The 21,988-nt window shown below is 64.5% G+C and carries 24 protein-coding genes; 18 read left to right on the top strand and 6 right to left on the bottom strand.

Annotated features, from left to right (window positions below; all coding sequences use genetic code 11):
* Positions 1–59 precede the first annotated feature (59 nt).
* The 4 genes from O3301_RS15105 to O3301_RS15090 all read left to right on the top strand — a co-directional run bounded on the left by O3301_RS15105 (position 60) and on the right by O3301_RS15090 (position 5,311).
* Complete coding sequence (locus O3301_RS15105) at positions 60–3,074, top strand: ExeM/NucH family extracellular endonuclease (RefSeq protein ID WP_305056760.1); 3,015 nt, start codon at positions 60–62, stop codon at positions 3,072–3,074.
* A 10-nt stretch (positions 3,075–3,084) separates the two neighbouring features.
* Positions 3,085–3,723, top strand: a complete 639-nt coding sequence (locus tag O3301_RS15100) for an NF038129 family PEP-CTERM protein (RefSeq protein ID WP_251350027.1) — start codon at positions 3,085–3,087, stop codon at positions 3,721–3,723.
* Positions 3,724–3,917: 194 nt separating this feature from the next.
* The gene (locus O3301_RS15095; protein WP_077401014.1) at positions 3,918–4,628 is read left to right on the top strand and encodes a winged helix-turn-helix domain-containing protein; all 711 of its coding nucleotides are present in this window, start codon (positions 3,918–3,920) and stop codon (positions 4,626–4,628) included.
* Positions 4,628–5,311: a LuxR C-terminal-related transcriptional regulator gene (locus O3301_RS15090; protein WP_305056999.1), complete on the top strand. Its 684-nt coding sequence runs from the start codon at positions 4,628–4,630 to the stop codon at positions 5,309–5,311. The genes O3301_RS15095 and O3301_RS15090 overlap by 1 nt, the downstream gene beginning before the upstream one ends.
* Positions 5,312–5,317: 6 nt before the next feature.
* On the opposite strand, the gene O3301_RS15085 is transcribed toward O3301_RS15090, so the two are convergent.
* A complete protein-coding gene (locus tag O3301_RS15085; RefSeq protein ID WP_305056759.1) occupies positions 5,318–5,683 on the bottom strand; it encodes a protease inhibitor I9 family protein in 366 nt (121 codons plus the stop codon).
* A 262-nt stretch (positions 5,684–5,945) separates the two neighbouring features.
* Here O3301_RS15085 and gspG point away from each other — a divergent pair, with 262 nt between their 5' ends.
* From gspG to O3301_RS15025, 12 genes are all read left to right on the top strand, one after another.
* Positions 5,946–6,389, top strand: a complete 444-nt coding sequence (gene gspG / locus O3301_RS15080; protein ID WP_034782166.1) for a type II secretion system major pseudopilin GspG — start codon at positions 5,946–5,948, stop codon at positions 6,387–6,389.
* A gap of 36 nt (positions 6,390–6,425) precedes the next feature.
* A complete protein-coding gene (locus tag O3301_RS15075) occupies positions 6,426–7,631 on the top strand; it encodes a type II secretion system F family protein (RefSeq protein ID WP_289913521.1) in 1,206 nt (401 codons plus the stop codon).
* Positions 7,628–9,334, top strand: a complete 1,707-nt coding sequence (locus tag O3301_RS15070; RefSeq protein ID WP_369812199.1) for a GspE/PulE family protein — start codon at positions 7,628–7,630, stop codon at positions 9,332–9,334. Before O3301_RS15075 ends, O3301_RS15070 begins: the two co-directional genes overlap by 4 nt.
* Positions 9,327–10,145, top strand: coding sequence for a hypothetical protein (locus O3301_RS15065; RefSeq protein WP_305056758.1), 819 nt, complete (start codon positions 9,327–9,329; stop codon positions 10,143–10,145). The genes O3301_RS15070 and O3301_RS15065 overlap by 8 nt, the downstream gene beginning before the upstream one ends.
* Positions 10,142–10,690, top strand: a complete 549-nt coding sequence (locus O3301_RS15060) for a hypothetical protein (RefSeq protein WP_305056757.1) — start codon at positions 10,142–10,144, stop codon at positions 10,688–10,690. Before O3301_RS15065 ends, O3301_RS15060 begins: the two co-directional genes overlap by 4 nt.
* Positions 10,687–11,259 (top strand): hypothetical protein, encoded by a 573-nt coding sequence (locus O3301_RS15055; RefSeq protein ID WP_305056756.1) that lies wholly within the window; start codon positions 10,687–10,689, stop codon positions 11,257–11,259. Before O3301_RS15060 ends, O3301_RS15055 begins: the two co-directional genes overlap by 4 nt.
* A complete protein-coding gene (locus O3301_RS15050) occupies positions 11,256–11,777 on the top strand; it encodes a hypothetical protein (protein ID WP_305056755.1) in 522 nt (173 codons plus the stop codon). The genes O3301_RS15055 and O3301_RS15050 overlap by 4 nt, the downstream gene beginning before the upstream one ends.
* Positions 11,777–13,792: a secretin N-terminal domain-containing protein gene (locus tag O3301_RS15045; protein WP_305056997.1), complete on the top strand. Its 2,016-nt coding sequence runs from the start codon at positions 11,777–11,779 to the stop codon at positions 13,790–13,792. Before O3301_RS15050 ends, O3301_RS15045 begins: the two co-directional genes overlap by 1 nt.
* Complete coding sequence (locus O3301_RS15040) at positions 13,789–14,280, top strand: type II secretion system protein (RefSeq protein WP_099665057.1); 492 nt, start codon at positions 13,789–13,791, stop codon at positions 14,278–14,280. The genes O3301_RS15045 and O3301_RS15040 overlap by 4 nt, the downstream gene beginning before the upstream one ends.
* Before the next feature lie 3 nt (positions 14,281–14,283).
* The gene (locus tag O3301_RS15035; RefSeq protein ID WP_077401047.1) at positions 14,284–14,667 is read left to right on the top strand and encodes a type II secretion system protein; all 384 of its coding nucleotides are present in this window, start codon (positions 14,284–14,286) and stop codon (positions 14,665–14,667) included.
* 5 nt (positions 14,668–14,672) lie between these two features.
* Positions 14,673–15,314 carry a type II secretion system protein gene (locus O3301_RS15030; protein WP_305056754.1) on the top strand — a complete coding sequence of 214 codons (642 nt, stop codon included), beginning with the start codon at positions 14,673–14,675 and terminating at the stop codon, positions 15,312–15,314.
* A 222-nt stretch (positions 15,315–15,536) separates the two neighbouring features.
* The gene (locus tag O3301_RS15025; RefSeq protein WP_077401053.1) at positions 15,537–16,034 is read left to right on the top strand and encodes an FxDxF family PEP-CTERM protein; all 498 of its coding nucleotides are present in this window, start codon (positions 15,537–15,539) and stop codon (positions 16,032–16,034) included.
* Between the two features lie 160 nt (positions 16,035–16,194).
* Here O3301_RS15025 and murJ read toward each other — a convergent pair whose 3' ends face one another.
* Complete coding sequence (gene murJ, locus O3301_RS15020; RefSeq protein ID WP_289913529.1) at positions 16,195–17,742, bottom strand: murein biosynthesis integral membrane protein MurJ; 1,548 nt, start codon at positions 17,740–17,742, stop codon at positions 16,195–16,197.
* Between the two features lie 297 nt (positions 17,743–18,039).
* Here murJ and rpsT point away from each other — a divergent pair, with 297 nt between their 5' ends.
* Positions 18,040–18,306, top strand: a complete 267-nt coding sequence (gene rpsT / locus O3301_RS15015; protein WP_010395935.1) for a 30S ribosomal protein S20 — start codon at positions 18,040–18,042, stop codon at positions 18,304–18,306.
* Positions 18,307–18,468: 162 nt separating this feature from the next.
* On the opposite strand, the gene O3301_RS15010 is transcribed toward rpsT, so the two are convergent.
* The 3 genes from O3301_RS15010 to O3301_RS15000 form a co-directional block, all read right to left on the bottom strand.
* A complete protein-coding gene (locus tag O3301_RS15010) occupies positions 18,469–18,912 on the bottom strand; it encodes a DUF192 domain-containing protein (protein ID WP_289900062.1) in 444 nt (147 codons plus the stop codon).
* 183 nt (positions 18,913–19,095) lie between these two features.
* Entirely contained in the window at positions 19,096–19,419 is a 324-nt protein-coding gene (locus O3301_RS15005) for a hypothetical protein (RefSeq protein WP_099665052.1), read from the bottom strand.
* A 110-nt stretch (positions 19,420–19,529) separates the two neighbouring features.
* Positions 19,530–20,093: a pseudouridine synthase gene (locus O3301_RS15000; RefSeq protein ID WP_099665051.1), complete on the bottom strand. Its 564-nt coding sequence runs from the start codon at positions 20,091–20,093 to the stop codon at positions 19,530–19,532.
* Positions 20,094–20,385: 292 nt separating this feature from the next.
* Here O3301_RS15000 and icd point away from each other — a divergent pair, with 292 nt between their 5' ends.
* A complete protein-coding gene (gene icd, locus O3301_RS14995; RefSeq protein ID WP_289906125.1) occupies positions 20,386–21,639 on the top strand; it encodes an NADP-dependent isocitrate dehydrogenase in 1,254 nt (417 codons plus the stop codon).
* A 92-nt stretch (positions 21,640–21,731) separates the two neighbouring features.
* Here the strand turns inward: icd and O3301_RS14990 are convergent, their stop codons facing one another.
* Positions 21,732–21,935, bottom strand: a complete 204-nt coding sequence (locus O3301_RS14990) for a cold-shock protein (protein ID WP_010395943.1) — start codon at positions 21,933–21,935, stop codon at positions 21,732–21,734.
* Positions 21,936–21,988 lie beyond the last annotated feature (53 nt).

The raw sequence follows: 21,988 nt of genomic DNA, 5'->3' as shown, positions 1-21,988 counted from the left end.
TCAAGAACAGCCTGCCAGCGCCTGTCCGGGTTGGCGTCATCTTACCGACCAGGAAAACCATGAATGTCCACCTTGCCGTCCCGTCCGTCCCGCGCTCGTCCCTGCGTAAACCGTTGCGCCTGACGGTCATGGCCGCCGTGCTGGCCAGCCTGTCCTTGCCAGCCCTGGCCGTGTCCGATGTCGTCATCAGCCAGGTATATGGGGGCGGCGGCAATACGGGCGCCGTGTACCGCAACGATTTCATCGAGCTGTTCAACCGTGGCGCCAGTCCCGTCAACTTGAGCAACTGGAGCGTGCAGTACGGCGCCGCCGCCAACACGAGCTGGTCCGTGACGGCCTTGCCGGCTATCGATTTGCAACCTGGCCAGTATTTGCTGGTCCAGCAAGCCAAGGGCACGGGCGGCACGCAAGACTTGCCGACGCCGGACGCGACGGGCACCCTGGCCATGTCCGGCACGACGGGCAAGGTACTGTTGAGTAATAGCAAGACGGCCCAGGTGGGCGCCAGCCCCACGGGCGCGGCCGTCATCGACCTGGTCGGCTTCGGCACGGCCAACGGCTTTGAAGGCGCCGTGGCGCCCGCGCCCTCGAATACCCTGGCGATTCTGCGCGCGAATGGCGGCTGCGGCGACACGGACGATAACAGCGTGGATTTTGCCACGGGCAGCGTGACGCCGCGCAATACGGCCTCGCCGCTGAATGTGTGCGGCGGCCCCGTCGTGCACAAGATCATCACCAGTTGCCCCGCCAGCCTGGCCTTGGCCGTGGGCAATGGCGGCAGCGCCGTGCTGCGCGCGTCCGACGCGGATGGCGTCGTGAACGCCGCTATCTTGAGTTCGCCGGCCGTGGCCGGCATCAGCCTGGCCAACTTCAGCGCGGCCGGCGTGGCGGGCGAGAGCGCCATGGTCAGCCTGCTGGTGGCCGCTGGCGTGCCGGTGGGCAATTATCCCGTCATCGTCAGCTTCAGCAATGACCAGCAGCAGACGGCCACCTGCAAGGTGGATGTCGCCGTGCAAGGCCTGGCCGCCGTCAGCCACACGATTCCGCAAATCCAGGGCAGCGGCGCGGCCAGCCCCTACGCCAATTCCGTGCAGACGACGGAAGGCGTGGTGACCCTGAAAGTGGGCACGGGCTTCTTCATCCAGGACGCGGTCGGCGACGGCGACCCATCGACGTCGGACGGCATCTTCGTGTACACGGGCGCGACGGCCACCACCGTGCAGCCGGGCGAGCTGGTGCGCGTGACGGGCACGGTGTTCGAATACACGCCCACGGGCGCCAAGAATTCCTACACGGAATTGAAGGACGTGACGGCCATCCTCACGCAAAGCGCGGGCCACGGCATCGTGCCGACGAATGTGACCTTGCCGAACGACAAGCTGGCCGCCGTGGAAGGCATGCTGGTGCGTTTCACGCAGCCCCTGACCGTGTCGCAAAACGCTTACCTGGGCGCGCGCGGCGAGTTGACCCTGTCGGCGGGCCGGCGCGAAGTGCCGACCAACCGTTATCCGGCCGGCTCCGCCGAGGCGCAAGCCTTGATCGCCGCCAATGCGAACAACCTGATTGTGCTCGATGATGGCATTTTCGTCACGCCGCCCACGATTCCCTACATCGGCCAGGACAACACCGTGCGCAGCGGCGACACGGTGGCCGACCTGACGGGCGTGGTCGATTTCGGTGCCATCGGCGGTGGCGGCGCCGCGTATAAATTGCAGCCGACGCAGACGCCGCAGTTTTCGCGCGATAACCCGCGTACGGGCAGCCCGGAACTGCCATCGGGCAACGTCAAGGTGGCCAGCGCGAATGTGCTGAATTTCTTCACGACCTTTACGAATGGCAACAATATCTTTGGGCAGACGGGGCAGGGCTGTACCTTGGGCGCCTCGACCACCAAGTCGAACTGCCGCGGCGCCGACAACCTGGCTGAATTCGAGCGCCAGCGGGACAAGATCGTGGCCGAACTGAAAGCCATCGATGCGGACGTGGTGGGTTTGATGGAAATCCAGAATAATGGCGAAATCGCCGTCACCTATCTGGTCGAGCAGCTGAACGCTGCCATCGGCGGTGTCACGTACGCCGTGGTGCCGAAACCGGCCGCCACGGGCACGGACGCCATCCGCGTGGCCATGATCTACAAGCCGGGCAAGCTGGGCCTGGTGGGCGGCGCCTTGTCGGACGCCAACGCCATCAACAACCGGCCACCGATGGCGCAAACTTTTCTTGCGAGCAATGGCGAGAAATTCTCGCTGATCGTCAACCACCTGAAATCGAAGGGCAGCTGCCCGTCGAGCGGGCTGGACGCGGACCAGAACGATAGCCAGAGCTGCTGGAACGCCACCCGCGTGCAGCAAGCCCAGCGCCTGGTGGGCAGCTTCGTGCCGCAGGTGGCGGCCGCTGCCGGCGACGCTGACGTGCTGGTCATCGGCGACTTGAATTCCTATGGCGCGGAAGACCCGATCCAGGTCATCACGGGCGCCGGCTTCGTCAACGAACTCGAGCGTTTCGTGCGGCCTTCCGGCATGCCGTATTCGTATGTATTCGGCGGCCAGAGCGGCTACCTCGACCACGCGCTGGCCAGCGCGTCGCTGAGCCCGCAAGTGGCCGGCGTGGCCGAATGGCATGTGAATGCGGATGAGCCGGAAGTGATCGACTACAACATCGATTCGGCCAAGCCGCAAGACTTGTACAACGCCTTGCCTTACCGCGCCTCGGATCACGACCCGGTCGTCATCAGCCTGGATTTGCAGCCCGCCTACCGCGACATCACGGCCGCCGTCTCGACGGCTAGCTCGGGCCTCGCGTACAACCGCGCGACGCAAAAATACACGGGCACGTTCTCGTTGACCAACACGGGCACGAGCGCCTTGAGCGGCCCGTTCCAGGTGGCGTTCGGCAGCTTGCCGGCCGGCGTCAGCCTGGCCAATGCCACGGGCACCCATGCGGGCGCCGCATATGTCACCGTCAACGCCGCCAGCCTGGCGCCGGGCGCGACGGCATCGTTTGCCGTCAGTTTCACCAATCCGTCGAAAGTGACGATCACCTACTCGGCCAGCATCTACGCCGGCAACTTCTAAGGACACCATCATGTTGACAACAAAACTCCATCCGGCCCTGCGCCGCGCCGTGCTGGCCGCCGTGCTGGCCGCCAGCTCCAGCGTGGCGCTGGCGGACCCGCTGGCCTATCGCGTGGAAATCGACACGAGCGCCTTTTCCGGCGCCGGCTTCCTCGACTTCGCCTTTATCGCCGGCAACAGCCCCGCGCCGGGCGCCAGCGCCGTGCTCAGCAATTTTTCGGGCGCGTTCGGCGCGCTGGAATCGCTGGAAGGCAATGTCAGCGGCAGCGTGCCCGGTACCTTGACCTTCGGCAATAGCGGCGCCTACAACGACTGGTTCCACAACGTGACCCTGGGCGGCAAGTTCGGTTTCAATGTCGTCTTCGGCGGCGACTTCCTGAACACGGCCGGCAACGCGGGCACGACGTTTGGCGTGGGCTTGCTCGACTACACGGGTATGGCTTACCTGGGCAATGCGAATGGCAACCTGCTGCAATTCGAACTGACCCCGCTGAACGGCGGCTTGCCCGCCAGCATAGCTGGCAGCACCTACGCCAGCATCGCGACGATCTCGGCCGTGCCGGAAGCGTCGGAATGGATGATGCTCACGGGCGGCCTGGCGCTGATCGGTTTTGCCCTGCGCCGCCGCCAGTTCGTCACGCCAGCATAAATAGTCGTTGTCCCGTCTGAACACAGCGCGCCCTCGGTGCGCTGTGTTTTTTTTTGCCTATTTATTCGGAATAGCTATAAATCAGGAAACTAAATTGTATTAGTCACCGTTTTACGCTTGATGCATAGTCAAAAACTTGTCGTGCCGTCTAGTTTTTCAGGGAGGGCCGCCCACTTTTTCGGGAGGATGCATCGATGCGCCGTCATATTCTGCTGCTGGATCCTGCGCCAGCCTCGCAAGCCTTGCTGGTGCATAACCTGCAAGGCGCCGGCTACCGGGTCAGCTGCGCCGTGGATGCGCGCGGCGCGCTGGCCTTGCTGGCCGCCGATCCGCCCGACGTGCTGCTGCTGGAATGGGAGCTGCCGGATGCCTCCGGCATCGCGCTGCTGCGCCAGGTGCGCCAGGATGGCGTGCTGTGCGACTTGCCCATCATCATGGTCAGCGCGCGCGACAGCGAACAGGACAAGGTGCTGGCCCTGGAAAGCGGCGCCGACGATTATCTGTGCAAGCCCGTCGGTCCCCGTGAAATGCTGGCCCGCGTGCATGCGCTGCTGCGCCGGCGCGCGCCAGCGGCCTTGCGCGCAGGCTCAAGCGCGGACGGCGCCGCCTTGCGGCTCGATCCGCACACCCGGCGCGTGACGGCCGGCAGCGTGCCCGTCAGCCTGGGCCGCGTGGAATTCAAGCTGCTGCATTTTTTGATGGACCATCCGGGCCGGGTGCATAGCCGCGCGCAATTGCTGGACCAGGTGTGGGGCCATGCCGCGTATCTGGACGAACGCACGGTCGACGCCCACGTGGGACGCTTGCGGCAGGCTTTGCTGCCGGGCGGCTGCGGCCACCGCATCGAAACCGTGCGCGGCAGCGGCTACCGCTACCTGGCGTGTGACACCGCCGTGTGCGCCTGATGCTGCTGACGGGGCGGGAACAGGAATACTTGCTGCACGCCATACTCGGCGCGCATGGCATCGCCGCACCCGGCGATTTCTTTTTGTGGAGCCAGGGGCCGCTGCAGGCGCTGCTGCCGCATGCCGTCCTCGTCTGCGCGCAACTGGGCGCCGATGGCGGCGTGGTGCGCAGCGCGGCCTGGCATAGCGCGGTGCTGGCCGAGGCCGAGGTGCGGGACTTCAGCGACCCGCGCCACGGACAGGTGGCCCGGCTGGCGCATGCCTGGCGCGCAGACGGGCGGCGCGTCGCCTTCATCGACGGAGTCCTCGTGCATGGCAGCACGGGCGCTGGCGGCGGCAGTTTCTTTGCCCTGTTCCGCGCCCCCTGCGCTGCCTGGCCCGACCCGGCGCGCCAGGCGTACGTGCTGGAATTGCTGCTGCCCTGCCTGCATCTGCATTGGCTGGCGCTGCCGGACGGCGCGCAGGCAGCTCCCGCCGGCGCGGCGCGCGCGGCCAGTGCGCGCGAGCTGGAAGTGTTGCACTGGGTCAGCATCGGCAAGAGCAATGAAGAGGTGGGGCAAATCCTCGGCATCAGCGGAGGGACCGTGAAAAGCCACTTGCAGCGCATCTATAAATTATTGGGGGTGAGCAATCGCACGCAAGCCGTCTCGCGCGGCATCGCGCTGCGCCTGCTGGCCGCCTGATGCCGCTTAGCGCTGCGGCCGGGGTGCGGCGTTCCGGTGCGTGCCGCCATCGTTGAACTGATCCTCGGTGCCGGGCGCCACCCGCGCGACGAGGGGGCTGGCGCGCAGGCGCTGGACTTCGGCCGGCGTCAGCAGGGCGGCAAAGCCGTTCAGCGCGGCCGTGTAGTCATATTGCACGGTGGCATCGGGCACCAGCGCCAGCACGGCGCGCCGTCCCGCTTCCCGCTGGGTTTCCCGTTGCGCTGTGTCAGGCGGCGTCAGCTGAAGGCGCAGTTCAACAACATAGGGCTGCCGCTGCTGCGGCGCCGATGCGCCGGCAGGCAGCACGCTGGCGGCGGCCAGGATGGCAAGGCTGAAACGGATTGCAGACATGCAAGCTCCCAAGGCAGGCGGCGTGGCCGCACATGCGCCGATTGTACGCCGGCCGCAGGGCAGGTGGCGCGCGACTTGCGTTAGTGCAAACGCGATGGTTTCCCCTGGTATTTTGTTGTTTTCAGTACAAACAAAAGATTGTATTAACCATAAGCGGCATGGTAGCCTGCTAGGCATCAGGCAGGCGCGCGCCGCCTGTGCGCGGCCACCAGCGGTGCACATGGCGGCAATGTATTGAAGGTAGGCAATAAGGAGTTACCGGATGCATGCAGCACACAGGCAGAACCTTGCAGCAACGCGCCATGCGCGCGGCTTTACCTTGCTCGAATTGCTGGTCGTCATCGTCATCATCGGCTTGCTGGCGGCGTATGTCGGCCCCAAATATTTCGCCCAATTGGGCAAATCCGAAGTGACGGTGGCCAAGGCGCAGATCGAGGCGTTTGAAAAATCGCTCGATACCTACCGCCTCGACGTGGGGCGCTACCCGACCACGGAAGAAGGCCTGGCCGCGCTGCTGGCCGCGCCGCCCGCCGCCGGCACGCGCTGGAATGGTCCCTACCTGAAAAAGGCCGTGCCGCTCGACCCGTGGGGCCATGCCTATCAATACCGCGCCCCGGGCAGCAAGGGCGAATATGACATCGTCTCGATGGGCAAGGATGGCCAGCCGGGCGGCAGCGGCGAGAACGCCGACATCAGCTCGCAATAACGCCAGCACCATTCTTTTTCCTACGGACAAGCCATCATGCAGTTCGAAGTACGCGCGCTTTCCACGGACCAGGCCGTAGCAACCTTGCATACGTGCGTGATCGACGGCCGCGACGAAGCCGACGCGCGCCGCCAGGCCGAGGCGCGCGGCCTGTTCGTCAGCGCCATCCGCCCGCTGCGCGCCACGCCGTTCAGCGCGGCCGGACGCCAGCGCGCGCGGGCCTTGCCCCTGCTGCTGTTCAGCCAGGAATTGCTGGCGCTGCTGAACGCGGGCCTGGGCATCGTCGAAGGGCTGGAAGCCTTGCTGGAAAAGGAAGCGTCGCCGGCCACGCGCAGCGTGCTCACGCGCCTGCTGGAAGGCTTGCGCGAAGGCAAGCGCTTTTCCGCCGCCCTGGCGGAGCAGGCGGAACTGTTTCCTCCCTTGTATATCGGCATCGTCAAGGCGGCCGAAGGCACGAGCGACTTGCCGCGCGCCTTGTCGCGCTACATCGATTACCAGCAGCGCATCGATACGGTGCGCAGCAAGATCGTCAGCGCCGCCATCTATCCCGCCATTTTGCTGGCCGTGGGCGGCGGCGTCAGCGCCTTCCTGATCAGCTATGTCGTGCCCCGCTTCGCCGAGGTGTACCAGGGCGCGGGACGCAACTTGCCGTGGATGTCGCAAGTCATGCTCAGCTGGGGCCAGTTCGTCACGCAGCATGGCGTGCTGCTGTTGCTCGGCCTGCTGATCACGGGCGGCGTCGCATGGTCGGCCGTGCGGCGCGTGCTGCGCCATGGCGGCGTGGCGCGCCTGCTGGCGAAGTTGCCCGGCATCGGCGAGCGCGTGCGCATCTATGAATTGTCGCGCCTGTACCTGACGCTGGGCATGCTGGCCGAAGGCGGCATCACCATCGTGCAGGCGATCGCCACCGTGCAGGCGATGGTGTCGCCGGGCATGCAGGCGTCGTTGCAGCAGGCGCGCGGCGCCATCGAGGCGGGCCAGCCCCTGTCGTCCGCGTTTGAGCAATATCAACTGACGACGCCCATTTCCCTGCGCATGCTGCGCGTGGGCGAGCGCACGGGCGACATGGGGCCCATGCTGACGCAGTCGGCCGCCTTTTATGACGGCGAAATCAGCCGCTGGATCGACCGTTTCACGCGCACCTTCGAACCCTTGCTGATGGCCGCCATCGGCCTCGTCGTGGGCGCCATCGTGATCCTGCTGTACATGCCCATCTTTGACCTTGCCGGCGATATTTCATGATGCAGAGCGCAGCCGAATCCCCCGTGGCCAGCGTGGCCATCGATCCCGCGCTGCTGCAGCGCGCGCGCCTCCTGTGCCGCCAATCGAAGCGCAGCCTGGTCGAGGAATTGCAGCAGTTGAGCGGCATCGAGGCGCGCGCCGTGGTGCGCGCGCTGGCGCGCCCGTTCGGCCTGGACGTGCTGGAAACGGCCGACATGCTGGCGTTGTCTCCCGCCTTCGACGTGCTGCCCCTGTCGCAGGCGCTGGCGCGCCACAGCGTGCTGCTGCGCGCCGCCGACGGCCAGCTGGTGGGCGTGATCGCCGACCCCTTCGACCTGGACCTGCAAACCTGGCTCGGCGCGCGCGCGGGGCAGGGCGCCTTGAGCATCCGCCTGGCGCTGCAGGCCGATATCGGCGCCTACCTGTCGAAGCAGGAAGAGTCGGCGCGCGCCGTCGACAGCCTGCTGCCCGGCGCCGCCACCGATGCGCGGCGCGACGGCAAGACGGCCGCCGTGCTGTCGTTCGCCAGCGTGTCGGAAGCGGCCAGCCCCGCCGTCAAGCTGGTCAACTCGACCTTGTATGACGCGCTGAAGGCGGGCGCCTCCGACATCCACCTGGAAAGCACGGCCGGCGGCCTGGCCGTCAAGTACCGCGTCGACGGCGTGCTCGATCACGCCACGTCCGTCAACGGCATCGAAGTGGCGGAGCACATCATCTCGCGCCTGAAAGTGCTGGCCGAACTCGATATCGCCGAGCGCCGCGTGCCGCAGGACGGCAGCTTCCGCGTCGAATCGGGCGGGCGCGAAATCGATTTGCGCGTCTCCATCATGCCCAGCATCCATGGCGAGGACGCCGTCATCCGCATCCTCGACAAGCGCGCCATGATCGAGGCGTACGGCGCCCTGACCCTAGAAGCGCTGGGCTTTGACGCGCCGTCGCTGGAAGCCTTGCGCGCGCTGGCGCAGGAAGCCTACGGCATGCTGCTCGTCACGGGCCCCACGGGCTCGGGCAAGACGACGACCCTGTATGCGGCGCTGACGGAAATCCATAACGGGCGCGAAAAGATCATCACCATCGAAGACCCCGTCGAATACCAGCTGCCCGGCATTCTGCAGATTCCCGTGAATGAGAAGAAGGGGCTGACCTTTGCCAAGGGCTTGCGCTCGATCCTGCGCCACGACCCCGATAAAATCATGGTGGGCGAGATCCGCGACCGCGAGACGGCGGAAATCGCCGTGCAGTCGGCTCTCACGGGCCACCTGGTGCTCACCACCGTGCATGCGAATAACGTCTTCGACGTGTTCGGCCGCTTCACGCACATGGGCATCGATCCGTATGCGTTCGTCTCGGCCCTGAACGGCATCTGGGCGCAGCGGCTGATCCGCACCAACTGCCCCCATTGCGCTACCGAATATACGCCGGACGATTCTGAACTGGCCAGCGTGGGCCTGGCGCGCGCCGACGTTGATGCATATCAATTCAAGCAGGGCAAGGGGTGCGGCGACTGCCGCGGCACGGGTTACAAAGGGCGCCGCTCGATCGCCGAAATCCTCGTGCTGACCGATGAAATCCGCGAACTCATCGTCGACAAGAAGCCGATCCGCCAGATCAAGGCGGCCGCGCATGCGAACGGCACGCGCAGCCTGCGCCTGGCGGCGCTGGAACTGGTCAAGCGGGGCGCCACCACCATCACGGAAATCAAGAGGGTCACCCTGCATGCGTAGAAGTTATGGACTGGGACTGCGCCTGGGCGTGGCGGCGGGCAAGGTAAGCCTGTGGCGCAGCAGCCGCTGGCGCGCGCCCGCCTGGACACCACTGGGCGAAGCCGCGTATGTGCCGGGCGACACGCTGCATGGCGACTTTGCCGCCCTGGGGCAGGCGTTGGAGCAGATTCTGCCGGCTGGCGAGTACGCGGGCTGGCCCCTGTCCGTGGTGCTCGACGATGGCTTGGCGCGCCTGTGGCAAGTGGACATGCCGCACGGCGCCGCGCGCCTGGCCGATATCGAGGCGGCCGCCGCGCTGCGCTTCCAGTCGCTGTATGGCGATCCTCCCGGCCTGTGGCACAGCAGCAGCGCCTGGGATACGCGCGCGCCTTTCTTTTGCGCCGTGCCCCGTGCCCTGCTGGCGCAGCTGACGCGCGTGGCGGCCGCGCGCAAGCTGGCCCTGATTTTCATTACACCGCAATTCGCGCGCCACTGGAACCGCTGGCACGGCGCGTTGAAACCGGGCGCCTGGTTCGGCCAGTTGCAGGAGAATGCCTTGACCCTGGGCGTGCGGCACGATGGCCGCCTGCGCGCCGTGCGCGCGCTGCCCGTGCCGCCCGGCGCGGGCCAGGATTGGCTGGAACACACGCTGGCGCGCGAGGCGCTGCTGCAGGGCGTGCCCGCACCGGCGCTGCTGCAGCTGTGCGGCGCGCCGCCAGCGCTCTGGCTGGCGCCGGCGGCAGCGTTCCGCTGCCAGATTTTTTCCGCGTCGGACGGGGAAGGCGCCTTGTCGCCGGCCGCCCGGCTGGCCCGCAGCGGAGGCGTGGCATGACGCGCCTCGATTTCGATTTCGCGCCGCCCGGCTGGCGCCGCAGCCTGCATCGCGTGCCAGCATGGGCGTGGATGACGGGGGCGCTGGGCGTGGTGCTGGCCGTCACGGCGGCCTGCAGCGGCAGCGCCGCGCTGCAGCGCCAGCAACTGCGCGAGGGGCAGTTACAGCGCGCGCAGCAGCGCGTAATGGCCGCCATGCAGGGCCCCGCGCCTGCGCCGCAAATTGCCATCGCGCCCGCGCAGGCGGCGGCCGTGAATGCGGCCATCCTGCAATTGAACCTGCCGTGGCGCGACTTGCAGGATGCGCTGGCCAGCGCCACGCCGCCCGCCATCGCGCTGCTGGCGCTGGAACCGGATGCGCGCAAGCGCGTGCTGAAGATCACGGCCGAGACGACCGGCAGCGACGCCATGGTGGCCTACATCGCGCAACTGAAGCAGCAGGAGCTGTTTGGCGCCAGGGTGCAGCTGCTGCGCCATGAAATCAATGCGCTCGACCCGAATAAACCCTTGCGCTTCCAGCTCGAAGCGCGCTGGGGCACGCCATGATGGCCATCGACATCAATATCCTGCGCCTGCGTGCGCAACTGCTGCTGCGCCGCCTGGGCGCGCCCGCCTGCATCGCCGTGGCCTTGCTCGCGCTGGGCGTGGCCGCCTGGGCGTGGGCCTGGCAGCAGCGGGCCGTGGCGGCGCAGCTGGAAGCGCGTCCGTTACCAGCGCCATCGCTGGACGTGGCCATCGCGGCGCCGCCGGCGACGTCCAGCGAAAACCTGGCGCGCTTTTATGCGGCCCTGGGACAGCAGCGCCACGCGGAGCAGCAGGTCAAGCAGCTGTTCGACCTGGCCGCGAAGAACGGCTTGCTGCTGGCGCAGGGCGAATACAAGAGCGGCTACGACAAGGCCAGCAAGGTCGCCACATACCAGGTGACCTTGCCGCTGAAGGGCAGTTACGGGGCCGTGTGGCAGTTCGCGCTGCAGGCGCTGCGCGCCGCTCCCTTCGCCTCGCTCGACGAACTGAGTTTCCGCCGCGAGCAGATCGCCGATACGCAACTGGAAGCGCGCTTGCGCCTGACGTTTTATCTGGCCGATACGCAGGCCGATGCGGGAGGCGCGCCATGACGCCGCGCCATTGGCTCATGCTGGCCGGCGTGCTGGGCGCGGGCGCCTTGCTGCTGTTCGGCGAGCGCCAGCCCGTGGCCGACGTGGCCGAAGCGGTGGAGCGGGCCGTCGCACCCGCGCGCCATGCGGCCGCCAGGCCGCATGCCGCACAGCCGGCCATCCTGGCCCTGCTGCCGCGCAGCGAAGTGGCGGGCGAGGAGGGCGAGACCTTTGGCGGCGCCGACGGCGTCTTCCAGAGCCAGAACTGGAATCCGCCGCCGCCGAAAATGGCAGTGACGGCAGCGCCGCCGCCACCGCCGCCGATGGCGCCGCCGCTGCCCTTCGTCTACCTGGGCAAGGCGGCCGCCGACGGCGCCTGGGAAGTGTTTTTGTCGCGCGCCGACAAGACGTATATCGTGCGCGCCAATACCGTCGTCGATGGCGCCTACAAGGTCGTGACGATCGCGCCGCCCGTCATGACGCTCACTTATCTGCCGTTGAACCAGCTTCAGCAGCTCAACATTGGAGTTTCCGAGTGATGTCTCGTTCCTTTTCATCGGCGCTGCTGCTCTTGCTGCTGTCCGGCTGCGCAGGGCAGCAAGCCTACCGCGACGGGCGCGAGCTGATTGCGCAAGATCAAATCCCGGCCGGCCTGCAAAAACTGCAGGAAGCGCTGCAGCAAGACCCCGGCAATGCGCAATACCGCAGCGCCTATCTGCAGGCGCGCGAGCGGGCCACCAGCAGCCGCTTGCAGCAGGCCGAGCGCCAGGCGCAGGCGGGGCAGGGCGAGCTGGCGCGCGCCTCGTTCATGAGCGTGCTGGAAATCGATGCGCAGAACGAGCGGGCCAACAGCGGCTTGCGCGCGCTCGAACGCGAGCAGCGCCAGGGGAAATTGCTGGCCGATGCGCGCACGGCCCTTGAGGCAAAACAATACGACCCCGCGCGCCAGCGCCTGAACGCCATCCTGACGGAGCAGCCGAATCACGCGCACGCGCGCGCGCTGCTGCGCGAGGTCGATGAAAAGACGGCGCCGCCCATCGTCGAATCGGGCCTGGCCAGGTCGTACAAGCAGCCGATCACGATCGAGTTTCGCGACGCGCCGTTAAAACAGGTGTTCGAGCTGATCGCGCGCCGTTCCGGCCTCAATTTCGTCTTCGACAAGGACGTCAAGGCGGATGCGAAAACGTCGATCTTCCTGAAAAACAGCACGGTGGAATCGGCCGTCTACTTCCTGCTGGTGACGAACCAGCTGGAGCAGCAGGTGATGGATGCGAACACCATTTTGATCTATCCCAATGTGGCGGCGAAATTGAAGGAATACCAGGAAGTGCTGGTGAAAACCTTCTTCCTGGCGAACGCGGACGCCAAGCAGGTGGCCAACACGCTCAAGACCATCCTCAAGACGCGCGACGTGGTGGCCGATGAAAAACTCAACCTCGTCATCGTGCGCGACACGCCCGAGGCGATCCGGCTGGCCGAGCGCCTGATCGCGCTGCAGGACGTGCCGGAGGCGGAAGTGGTGCTGGAACTGGAAATCCTCGAGGTCAAGCGCAGCCGCCTGATGGAGCTGGGCGTGGCCTGGCCATCGAGCCTGACCTTGACGCCGCTCAGTACCTCGGGCGGGATCGGGTTGACCATCAACGACTTGAATAATCTGAATCAGCGTACTATCGGCGTGAGCAACCTGGCCGTGACGGCGAACGCCAACAAGACGGACGGCGACGCGAACATCCTGGCCAATCCGCGCATCCGCGTGCGCAACCGGGAAAAGGCGAAATTCGTCATCGGCGACAGGGTGCCCGTGGTGACCACCACGATTTCGCCGGGCACGGGCGGCTTCGCTTCCGAATCGATCAGCTACCTGGACGTGGGCTTGACGGTGAACGCCGAGCCGACCATCTATTTGAACAACGAGGTGGGCATCCGCATCTCGCTCGAGGTGAGCAACCTGGGCGCGGCCACAACCACCCGGAGCGGCTCTACCCTGTACCAGATCGGCACGCGCCAGGCGTCGACCATGCTGCAGCTGAAGGATGGCGAAAACCAGGTGCTGGCGGGCTTGATCAACAATGAAGAGCGCAGCTCGGGCAACAAGGTGCCGGGCCTGGGCGACATTCCCGTGCTGGGCCGCCTGTTCGGCAGCAGCAAGGACGATAGCCAGAAGACGGAAATCGTGCTGTCGATCACGCCGCACCTGGTGCGCACGGTGCAGCGTCCGGAAGCGAAGGAGTCGGAATTTTCCGCAGGCACGGAAGGCAGCTTCCGCCGCCGGCCCGACATGGCGGCCAAGGCGCCCACACAGATGCCGGGCACGGTGATCGTGCGTTCCGGCCCGTCGGCCGTCGGCATGCAGCCGGCGCCGGCGCAGCAGCTGATGGCGCCGGGCCAGGTGCCGCCGGCCTTGCCGCAGGGCGTCCCCGCGCCGGAAGTGGCGCCATCGCCCGAGCCGGCCGCCTCGCCCTTGCCGATCTCGTCCGGCCAGCCCGTGCCGCTGCAGGCGTCGCCCTTGCCGCTGTCATCGAGCCAGCCGGTGCCGGTGGCGCCCGCCAAATGAGACTGGCGCATGCGCAGGGCGGGCCAGGCGGCTTCACCCTGATCGAGCTGCTGGTGACCCTGGCCATCCTGGGCGTGCTGGCCACCCTGGTGATCCCCGTCACGCAGGTGACGGTGCAGCGGCGCCAGGAGCAGGAATTGCGGCGCGCGCTGCGCGAGATTCGCCAGGGGCTCGACGCCTATAAACGGGCCGGCGACGAAGGCCGCGTCATGCGCACGCCCGACGCCAGCGGCTATCCGAAAAGCCTGGACCTGCTGGTCGAGGGCGTGCCGGACCAGCGCAACCCGAAGCGCAGCAAGCTGTTTTTCCTGCGCCGCGTGCCGCGCGACCCGTTCAATGCGGATGCGGGCCTGAGCGATGCGCAAACGTGGGGCAAGCGCAGCTACGCCAGCGAAGCGGCCGAGCCGCGCGAGGGCGACGATGTGTACGATGTGTACTCGACTTCCAACAAGACCGGCCTGAACAACGTGCCTTACCGTCTATGGTGAACCATGCCTGTCCCTGACCGCGCGCGCGGCTTTACGCTGATCGAGCTGCTGGTGGTGCTCGGCATCGTGGCGCTGTTGCTGACCCTGGCCGTGCCCCGCTACTTTCCCAGCCTCGACAAGGCGAAGGAAACCGTGTTGGCGGACAACTTGCGCAACCTGCGCACGACCATCGACCAGTTCCACGGCGATACGGGCCGTTATCCCGACACTCTTGAGCAACTGGTCGAAAAGAAATACCTGCGCGCCATGCCCATCGACCCCATCACGGACAGCGACAGCAGCTGGCTGATCGTGCCGCCGCCCGACGATACGCCGGGCCAGGTGTATGACGTGAAAAGCGGCGCGCCCGGCAAGGACCGCAGCGGCACGCCGTTCGCCGACTGGTAGCGGCCATGCACCGTCCTGCGCGCCGCCAGCGCGGTGTTACGTATCTGGGCCTGATCATCCTGGTCGCCATCCTGGGCCTCGTGGGGGCGGCCGGGCTGAAGATGGGCTCCTTGCTGCAGCGCCAGGCGGCCGAGCAGGAGCTGCTCGACATCGGTGCGGAGTTTGTCGATGCGCTGCAGAGTTACACGGGCGCCACGCCCGCCGGCCAGCCGCAGCATCCGCCGACCCTGGCCGCCTTGCTGCGCGACCCCCGCTTTCCGCAGGTGCGCCGCCATTTGCGCAAGCTGTATGTGGACCCCGTCACGGGACGCGCCGAATGGGGCTTGCTGTACCAGCCCGGCGGCCAGGGCATCATCGGCGTGCATAGCCTGTCATCGTCCGCGCCCTTAAAAGTGGGCAATTTCGACGCCCGCTTCACCGGTTTCGAAGGCAAGTCGCACCTGTCCGAGTGGCAGTTCGTCGCCGGCGGGCCCGTGCCGCCGGCGGGACTGGTCCTGGCGCCGCCAGACGCCGCCGCGCCGCCCTCCGCCGCGCCGCCCGCCTTGTTCCCGCCGCCGCATCCGGCTGCGCCAGCGCCCGAACCGTCGGCGCCCGAGGCGGAGGAGCCGGAGGAAGAGACCGGCGCGCAAGCGCGCAATCTGCCGTAACCATAAGTCAACGATGAAGAATACAGGGATAACTATTTTCACCTGGAAATTCATCTTGACCTGGAACCATTTCATAGAGGAAATACTTTCAATAAATGAAATTTCAATAAAATAATTACAAGTAATTTGATGTCTTTATGCTACCATCCTTCCTGGTACTTTCAGTACTAAAGCGATGGCTGGCCCACCTGGCGGCCATAAATTACTTTTAAGGGATAATTTATGAAATTGAAATTTATCGCGGCAGGCATTCTGGCTGCAGCATCGTTCAGCGCATCGGCGGCCACCTACAATCTGGGCATCCTGGATCCAAGCGGCTTCGATACGCGGGCATCGATCACCACCAATTTCGCCGCCAATTCGGTGGTCGATGATTTGTGGACCTTCAAACTGCTGACCCCGTCGTCGACTTCGTTTGGCGCATTGCAAACGTTTTCCGTTGCCGAAGGCGCGATCAGCAACTTCGCCGCCACCCTGGTGGGCTATGGCGACCTGACCCTGACGTCGGTGGCCGGCATCCAGAGCCTGAGCTGGGCCGGTTCCCTGGCGGCAGGTACCTATGAGGTGCGTGTTTCGGGCTTGACCGGTTTGCAGAATGGCCAGTACGTGGGCACGGTCTCGGCCTTGCCTGTGCCGGAACCGGAAACCTACGGCATGCTGTTGGGTGGCCTGGCGCTGGTCGGTTTCGCCGCCCGCCGCCGCGCCCGCAAAGCTGTTTGATTTTTGCTGGCTAGAATGACAAAACCCGCCGAGGCGGGTTTTTTTGTTTCTACTGCATGATTACATGTGCGATTGCGACAACATGTGCAGGACTAGGCGCCCAGTCGAAGGCAGTACGCTAGTACGGCGAGACGCAGGCAACAACGTCTTGCCCATGCTGTCAAGCGTGGCGCTTGAAATCGCGGAAGCGGAAGCCAACCGCAAATAACGTCGCAAAATACGCCACGCCGCACAGGGCCACCACCAGGGCCAGCGCGCCGGCCCGCAACAGCGGATGGGCTTGCATAGCGATCCAGTCGATGCGCATGGCGCCTGCATACGCCACGCCGCCCATCACGACGAGTGCCGGCAGCAGGCGCAGGAAGAACTTGGCCCAGCCTGGTTTCGGCTGGTAGATGCCGCGCTTGCGCAAGCCCCAGTACAGGAAGCTGGCGTTCAGGCAGGCGCCCAGGCCGATCGACAGGGCCAGGCCGGCCACGGCGATGTAGGGCACGAACAGCAGATTCATCAGTTGCGTGGCGATCAGCACGCCGATGGCGATTTTCACGGGCGTGCGGATATCCTGGCGCGCATAGAAGGCGGGCGCCAGGGTTTTCACGAGGATGATGCCGATCAGGCCCAGGCTGTAGGCCACCAGCGGCTGCGTCGACATGGTCACGGATTCGGCCGTGAACTTGCCGTAGTGAAATAATGTCGCGATCAGCGGCGTGGCCAGGGTCGCCATGCCGACGGCGGCGGGCAGGGCCAGCAGGAAGGTCAAACGCAAACCCCAGTCCAGCAGGGCCGAGTATTCCGTCTTGTCGCCATCCACGTTCGCCTTCGACAGGCTGGGCAGCAAGATGGTGCCCAGGGCCACGCCCAGCATGGCGGTGGGGAACTCCATCAGGCGGTCCGCATACGACAGCCAGGAAATGCTGCCCTCGGCCAGGCGCGACGCGATGCTCGTGTTGATCATCAGGCTGATCTGCGCTGCCGACACGGCGAACACGGCCGGTCCCATCTTTTTCAGCACGCGGCGCACGCCGCCGTCGGACAGGCCGATGGCGGGATTGATCGACAGGCGCGGCAGCATGCCGATCTTGATCAGCGCGGGAATCTGGATTGCCACTTGCAGCAAGCCGCCGGCGAACACGGCAATGGCCATGGCGTAGATCGGCTGTTTCAAGTGCGGCGCGAGGAACAGCGAGGCGGCGATGAACGACAGGTTCAGCAGCACTGGCGTGAACGCGGGTATCTTGAATTCGCGCCAGGTATTCAGGATGCCGCCGGCCAGGGCCACGAAAGACATGCAAGTAATATAAGGAAACATCAGGCGCGTCATCCATACGGCCGCGTCGAAGGCGCCCGGATCCTTGGACAGGCCCGTGGCGATCGCGTACACGAACCAGGGCGCGCCGACGATGCCGATGGCGGACACGAGCAAGGTGGCCCAGACGAGGGTGGTGGCCACATGGTCGGCCAGTTGCTTGCTCGCTTCCTGGCCATGCTGGTTCTTGTATTCAGACAAGATCGGCACGAAGGCTTGCGAGAAGGCCCCCTCGGCAAACAGGCGGCGCAACAGGTTGGGAATGCGGAAGGCAACGATGAAGGCGTCCGTGTAGGCGCCGGCGCCAAAGGCGCGCGCGAACAGGCTTTCGCGCAATAATCCGGTTACACGGGACAGCATGGTCATGCTGGAAATGGCGGCGAGGGTTTTAAGCAAGTTCATGGGGGCAGATTATAGCCGGGCGCGGTACCGGCAAACGGTTAAAATATGGTAACAATCGTCGCCGATTCGCCCTTGCCAGGCCCATTTTCAGGTGATTTTGGCATCACACACGGTTTTTTGATTTGCCCCCGCTTGAAAATATCGCTATAATCGAAGGCTGTACAGAATTCTGTTACGCAGACACTAATGTTTGACAGGCACTGGTTTGGCACACATGGTTCGGCAGACGCACAGAACGCACCGGTTGGCAAACACTAATGTTTGCAAACGCACTTTGACCCTGTTTTAGGAAATTCCATGGCAAATACCGCACAAGCGCGCAAACGCGCTCGTCAAGCAGTTAAGCAAAACGCACACAATTCGTCCCAACGTTCGACCTTGCGCACGGCTATCAAAGCTGCTCGCAAAGCGATCCAGGGCGGCGACAAGGCAGCTGCTGCTGCAATCTTCCAAGCATCCGTGTCGACCATCGACCGTATCGCTGACAAGAAGATCATCCACAAAAACAAGGCAGCTCGCCATAAGAGCCGTCTGGCAGCTGCTTTGAAAGCACTGTCCGCTTAATATTCGCCAGCAGGCAAGCCGCCACGGCGGCCTTGCCTGTGCCGGTACGCTGGCACTGGTTGAAAAGCAAAAACCCGCAGATTCATTCTGGCGGGTTTTTTCGCGTTTTTTCAGGATTTTTTGCGGCCGCACCCGCCAGCGGCAGGCTGCGGCCGCGCTGGCCTAGCGTGCCCCTGGCAAGTTGCCGATGCTCATGCCCGGCTTGATATTCTTTTGCTTGAACCAGCCCAGGTTCATTTCCAGCGCATAGCGCACGGGCACGGTCTTCGTGGAGCAATGGCTGTCGAGCGTGTGCGGCTGCATGTCTTCGATGTTGACGATCTTGCCGCCGGCATCGATAAAGGCCACCGACAGGGGCAGCGGCGTGTTTTTCATCCACATGCATTGCGTCGATGGATTGCCAAAGACGAACAGCATGCCCGCATTGGCCGGCATCTTTTCACGGTACATCAAGCCCTGTTCGCGCTGCTCTTCCGTGGCGGCCACTTCCGCCTGGATCAAATGCATGCCAGCCGACAGTTGCACGCTCTTTGTTTGAGCTTGAGCAATGTTGGCGCCGGCCAGCAGGGCGATGGACAGGCTGAGATGACGTAGGGAATTTTTCATGGGGCGGGACGGTGGCTGCGAAGCGGCGATTAAGCCATGCTGGCGGCTGCCTGGTCAAGCATGCTGCCTGTCCGCGCCGAAAGCGTGGGGTTACAGCAACATGGCTGCTGCAGTAACCCCGGGAATTACCCTTGCTTCTTCCTACTTCCTACTTCCTACTTCCTACTTCCTACTTCTTGCTGCTTACTTCACGGGCTTGCCTGCCTCGGCGGCCGGCTGCTTCGCCTTGCGGGCCTGGGGAACCAGGCGTGGGGCATCCGTTGCGGCCGAAGCCTTGGTCGATGCGCCCGAACGCGCCGCATCCGTCGCGGCCGAAGCGTTGACGGTGGCCGACGCCGGCGGCACCGGCTTGACGGCGTCAGTCGCGGCCGACGCATGGCTGGCTGCCGAAGCGGGCGGCGGCTTGACGGCATCGGTCGCGGCGGAAGCGTGCACCTTGGCGCCCGATTGCGCCAGTGCGGCGCCGGCAAGCAGGGAAGCGGCCAGGGCCAGGATTACTTTTGTCATCATCTTTCCTTTTCTATCATGTTAAGGTGGGATGATTTTAATGCATTATCTAAAAATAAATAGTGCATCTTGGCAAAATTCGGCGCCGGGGGCGTTTTTTCTTGTCCGGTTCACGCTTTTCCGATGTTTTCGGCCGGCACTTCGCACCATTCGCCGGGCAGCAAGGGGTGGCTGGCCAGGGAAAACGGGCCGATGGCGCTGCGCACCAGGCGCAGCGTGGGCAGGCCGACGGCGGCCGTCATGCGCCGCACTTGCCGGTTTTTCCCTTCTTTCAGGGTGATCGCCAGCCATGAGGTGGGCTTGTCGGCGCGCGCGCGGATCGGCGGATTGCGCGGCCACAGCCAGTCCGGCTCGGCGATGCGCACGGCCTTGCACGGCTTGGTGATGAAGTCGCCCAGGTCCAGCGGCGCCTGCAGGCGCGCCAGGCTGGCCGCATCGGGCACGCCGTCGACCTGCACCAGGTAGGTTTTCGCTTCCTTGCGGTCCGGGTGGCTGATCTCGTGCTGCAGGCGGCCGTCGTCCGTCAGCAGCAGCAAGCCTTCGCTGTCCGCGTCGAGCCGGCCGGCCGGGTAGATGCCGGGGATGGTGATGTGGTCGGCCAGGGTGGCGCGGCCCTCCTGCGGCGAAAACTGGCACAGGACCTGGAATGGTTTATTGAAGAGGATGAGTGGCATGCTGGTAAGGGAATTGATGTAAGCGATGGTGGCTGCTGATCGGCGCCGCAAAAGCGTGGCGCCCTGTAAGATACTGGTGCATAATGTGAAATGTTAGTCTTATGTCTTATAGAAGACTTGAGACGGTATGGCAATGCGGTTCTTTGGCGCCGCGGGTGGCCCGGGTGTTCTTTCCCTGCTAAAGTGCGTTGTTGCCGCCCTGTTCGGACTTGTTTTTGTAAACTCTGCAACCGCAGAGCGCGTCGCCGGCCTGTGTTGCCCGCCAGCGGTGTGTCCCACTTCGGAGATCACGATGTATCAACATATCACTGTACCTGCTGACGGCCAAAAAATCACCGTCAACGCCGATTTTTCGCTGAATGTACCAGATAATCCCATCGTTCCCTTCATTGAAGGCGATGGCACGGGCATCGATATCAGCCCCGTCATGATCAAGGTGATCGACGCGGCCGTGGCCAAGGCCTACGGCGGCGCGCGCAAGATCAGCTGGATGGAAATCTATGCGGGCGAAAAAGCGACGAATGTGTACGGCCCCGATGTGTGGCTGCCGGAAGAAACCTTGGCCGTGCTGAAAGATTACGTGGTCTCCATCAAGGGCCCGCTGACCACGCCCGTCGGCGGCGGCATCCGCTCGCTGAACGTGGCCTTGCGCCAGCAGCTCGATCTGTACGTCTGCCTGCGCCCCGTGCGCTACTTCACGGGCGTGCCATCGCCCGTGAAAGAGCCGGAAAAGACGGACATGGTGATTTTCCGCGAAAACTCGGAAGATATCTACGCCGGCATCGAATACCAGCAAGGCTCGCCCGAAGCAAAGAAATTGATGGATTTCCTCGTCAATGAAATGGGCGTGACCAAGATCCGCTTCCCGGCCACGTCGGGCCTGGGCATCAAGCCCGTTTCCATCGAAGGCACCGAGCGCCTGGTGCGCAAGGCCATCCAGTATGCGATCGACAATGACAAGCCATCCGTGACGATCGTGCACAAAGGCAACATCATGAAGTACACGGAAGGCGGCTTCCGCGACTGGGCGTATGCGCTGGCGCAAAAGGAATTCGGCGCCGAGCTGATCGATGGCGGCCCGTGGTGCAAGTTCAAGAACCCACGGACGGGCCGCGACATCATCGTCAAGGATTCCATCGCTGACGCGTTCCTGCAACAGATTTTGCTGCGTCCGGCCGAATACAGCGTCATCGCCACCCTGAATTTGAACGGCGATTACATTTCCGACGCGCTGGCGGCGCAAGTGGGCGGCATCGGCATCGCGCCGGGCGCCAACCTGTCCGACTCCGTCGCCATGTTCGAAGCGACGCACGGCACGGCGCCTAAGTACGCGGGCAAGGATTACGTGAACCCCGGTTCGCTGATTTTGTCTGCGGAAATGATGCTGCGCCACATGGGCTGGCTGGAAGCGGCCGACCTGGTGATTTCTTCGATGCAAAAATCGATCGCCTCGAAGCGCGTCACCTATGATTTCGCCCGCCTGATGGAAGGCGCCACGCAAGTGTCGTGTTCTGGTTTCGGCCAGGTGATGGTCGAGCACATGTAAAGGAAACGGGGCAGGGTGCTGCGCGCCCTGCGGACGAAAAAAAACCCCGCTTCAAGGAAACGGGGTTTTTCACATCTGAGGGCCGGCGATGCTTAGGCTGCTTGGATGTTGGAAGCTTGCTTGCCTTTAGGGCCTTGCGTGACTTCGAATTGAACTTTTTGACCTTCTTTGAGGGTCTTGAAACCGTTCATGTTGATTGCGGAGAAATGAGCAAACAAATCTTCGCCGCCATCATCTGGAGTGATGAAGCCAAAACCTTTGGAATCATTGAACCACTTAACTGTACCTGTTGCCATAAAAAGAACTTTCAAAATTAAAACAAATCACACGAGCCATAAAAGCAAGAAGC

It is taken from the genome of Janthinobacterium sp. SUN211 (assembly GCF_030587315.1).
Lineage (GTDB): Bacteria > Pseudomonadota > Gammaproteobacteria > Burkholderiales > Burkholderiaceae_D > Janthinobacterium > Janthinobacterium kumbetense.
The sequence above is the reverse complement of the archived record's forward strand: the minus strand, read 5'-3'. Positions and strand labels throughout refer to the sequence as shown.